The 2428-nt window shown below is 61.1% G+C and carries 3 protein-coding genes and 1 pseudogene; 3 read left to right on the plus strand and 1 reads right to left on the minus strand.

Annotation, left to right across the window (positions count from 1 at the left end):
- The 3 genes and pseudogenes from VIW95_RS02405 to VIW95_RS02415 all read left to right on the plus strand — a co-directional run.
- Positions 1 to 335: pseudogene (locus VIW95_RS02405) on the plus strand (excinuclease ABC subunit A); the annotation flags it as partial.
- 23 nt (positions 336 to 358) lie between these two features.
- Positions 359 to 529, plus strand: a complete 171-nt coding sequence (locus tag VIW95_RS02410; protein WP_331583660.1) for a hypothetical protein — start codon at positions 359 to 361, stop codon at positions 527 to 529.
- Between the two features lie 4 nt (positions 530 to 533).
- Positions 534 to 1430 carry an RluA family pseudouridine synthase gene (locus tag VIW95_RS02415; RefSeq protein ID WP_331583662.1) on the plus strand — a complete coding sequence of 299 codons (897 nt, stop codon included), beginning with the start codon at positions 534 to 536 and terminating at the stop codon, positions 1428 to 1430.
- A gap of 32 nt (positions 1431 to 1462) precedes the next feature.
- Here the strand turns inward: VIW95_RS02415 and VIW95_RS02420 are convergent.
- A partial coding sequence (locus tag VIW95_RS02420) for an efflux RND transporter permease subunit (RefSeq protein ID WP_331583664.1) occupies positions 1463 to 2428 on the minus strand: 966 nt, incomplete at its 5' end.

Raw genomic sequence — 2428 nt, forward strand, 5'->3', positions numbered from 1 at the left:
ATTTGCCGCGGATGTTCATCCTCGACGAGCCGACCACCGGACTTAGCTCGACCGACATCAAGCGGCTGATCAAAGTACTCAACCGGCTGGTGACGGAAGGCAACACGCTGGTCGTGATCGAGCACAACCTCGAGTTCATCGCGAACGCCGACTACGTAATAGATCTCGGGCCCGGTGGCGGCGACGAAGGCGGACGCGTCGTGGCGACGGGTTCTCCGCTCGATATCGCGGCGAGCGAGAAGTCGGAGACGGGCCGCGAGCTGCGGCGGTTGTTCGGATTGCCCGAGCGCGGCCGGCAAGTCCGTTCGGCATTGCGCACGGCGGCGGGAGTATAATGGTGAGGCGGGAAGGAGAACGAATGCGAGGATTCAATCGTCTGACGCGGGGCGCAACGCAACTCGGCTTCGTGGACATACTCACCGCGGCAATCCTGCTCGGGATTCTGCTCTATGCCGCGACCCTGCAATTTTCAGTGTACAATCGTCCGCCCGCGCAGCCGGTTGCGGTCGGCGCAGCTACCAGCAAGTAACTTCTTGTCCGACGTATCAAAAGAACGGCTCGATCATTATCTCGTGCGGACGGGATTTGCGCCGTCGCGGCGCGTTGCGCAGGAGCTGGTCGAACGTGGGCTGGTGCGGATCAACGGGCAGCGCTCGAAGAAGAGCGAAATCATCGGCGCCGAGGATCGCGTCGAAGTTTCCGCGACGAATCGACGCGCCGCAATCGAGCCGAACGCCGAACTCGCGCTCGGTGTAATCCACGAAGATGCGAGCGTGATCGTCGTCAACAAACCCGGCGGCGTGCCCTGTCATCCGCTGAATGCCGAAGAGCGCGACACCGTGATGAATGCGGTCATCGCGCGTTTTCCGGATGTCGCGACGGTTGGTGAGAAGCCGCTCGAAGGCGGCCTCGTGCATCGGCTGGACAACGGGACCTCGGGCGCGCTGCTGATCGCGCGCAATCGCGGCACGTTTGACAAACTGCGAGACGCGGTTCGTGCGGGACGGATCGCGCGCCGTTATGAGGCGCTCGTCGCGGGATCACTCGACCGCAGGAGTGAGATCGACACGCCGATCGCGCATCATGCGAAGAACGCGCGCAAGATGATCGTTGGCGATCCTGCGAGCGCGAATCCGAAACGCGCCGGCCGCGCCGCGAGCACTGTCATCGATCCGATTCGCAGCATCGGGGAGTTCACACTGGTATCAGTCGCGCCAAAGACCGGCAGTCGTCATCAGATTCGCGTGCATCTCGCGAGCATCGGCCATCCGATCGTCGGCGACACTCTCTACGGCGGCCCCGCAAGCGAGACGCTCGCGCACGGGCGCTTCTGGCTGCATTTATGTGATGTGGCGTTCGACTCGCCGGCGGTCGGTCACGTCAAGGTGACCGCGCCACTTCCGCCGGATTTAAAAGAACTTCTCGACTAGAGCTGCCCGGAAAGACAGCGACGATTCCCACATCAGTCTTCCGCGGTGCCGCGGAGCGGAATCACCACGCCGGATGCTGCCTCCTCCTCTTTTGTTTCCCACTTGATGAGTTTCAAGTCGAGCACGAATATTCCGTAGAACACCGGCACCAGCAGCAGTTCTATGAAAGTCGCGACGCTCAGACCTCCTATCTGCGCGTAGCATAGCGGCTCCCAGAGCGGACCACCGCGAATTGAAAGTGGAACCAACGCGAAGACCGCGGCGCCAACCGTGATCAGAACGGGACGCAGCCGCTCGATGCCCGCGTCGAGCACCGCCTCCATGAACGGCTCACCCTTCTCGTGCATCTCCTCGATGAAATCGAACAGCACGATGACGTGACTGACGATGACACCTATCAGACTGGCAATACCGAGGAATGCCATGAACCCGAACGGTGTGCCCATCACGAGTAGCGCCATCAGCGCACCCACTACGCCGTATGGCACGCAGGCGAACACCAGTACAGGTTTGATCGCATTGTTGAACTGGATGACCAGCGCTACGTAGATCATCAGGCAGGAGATCAGCAGGATGACACTTAGCTCTCCAAATCCGGTCTGCTGCTTGGCGTATTCGCCGCCGATTTCGATTTTGTAACCGGCCGGCAGGGTAGCCTGAAGTTCCCTGATTTTCGGTAACGCCTCGTTAAGGACTTCCGAAGCCAGCACGCCGGGCGCCGTGAAAGCTGCAACAGTTATCGTGCGGTAGTGCGCGCGGCGGCGGATTCGTTGCGTCTCAAGGCGGTACTGCATTGACGAGATTGCCTTGAGTGGGACCGGCTTGCCGCCACCGGACGGATAGACGTAAAGATTTTCCAGATCCGGCACGGTTGCGCGCTCACGCCGGTAGAGGCGTGCGACGACGGGGATTTGTTTATCGCCTTCGAGCAGCGTCGCCACCGGGGTCCCGCTCAGGCTTGCAGTGGTTGACGCGGCGACGTCTTCATTAGAAATCCC

Source organism: Binatus sp. (SeqCode), assembly GCF_036522015.1.
GTDB lineage: Bacteria > Desulfobacterota > Binatia > Binatales > Binataceae > Binatus.

Bases quoted from the DNA above. Each gene is read 5' to 3' on its own strand.
- VIW95_RS02410 (WP_331583660.1), top strand. From the start codon at position 359: ATGCGAGGATTCAATCGTCTGACGCGGGGCGCAACGCAACTCGGCTTC.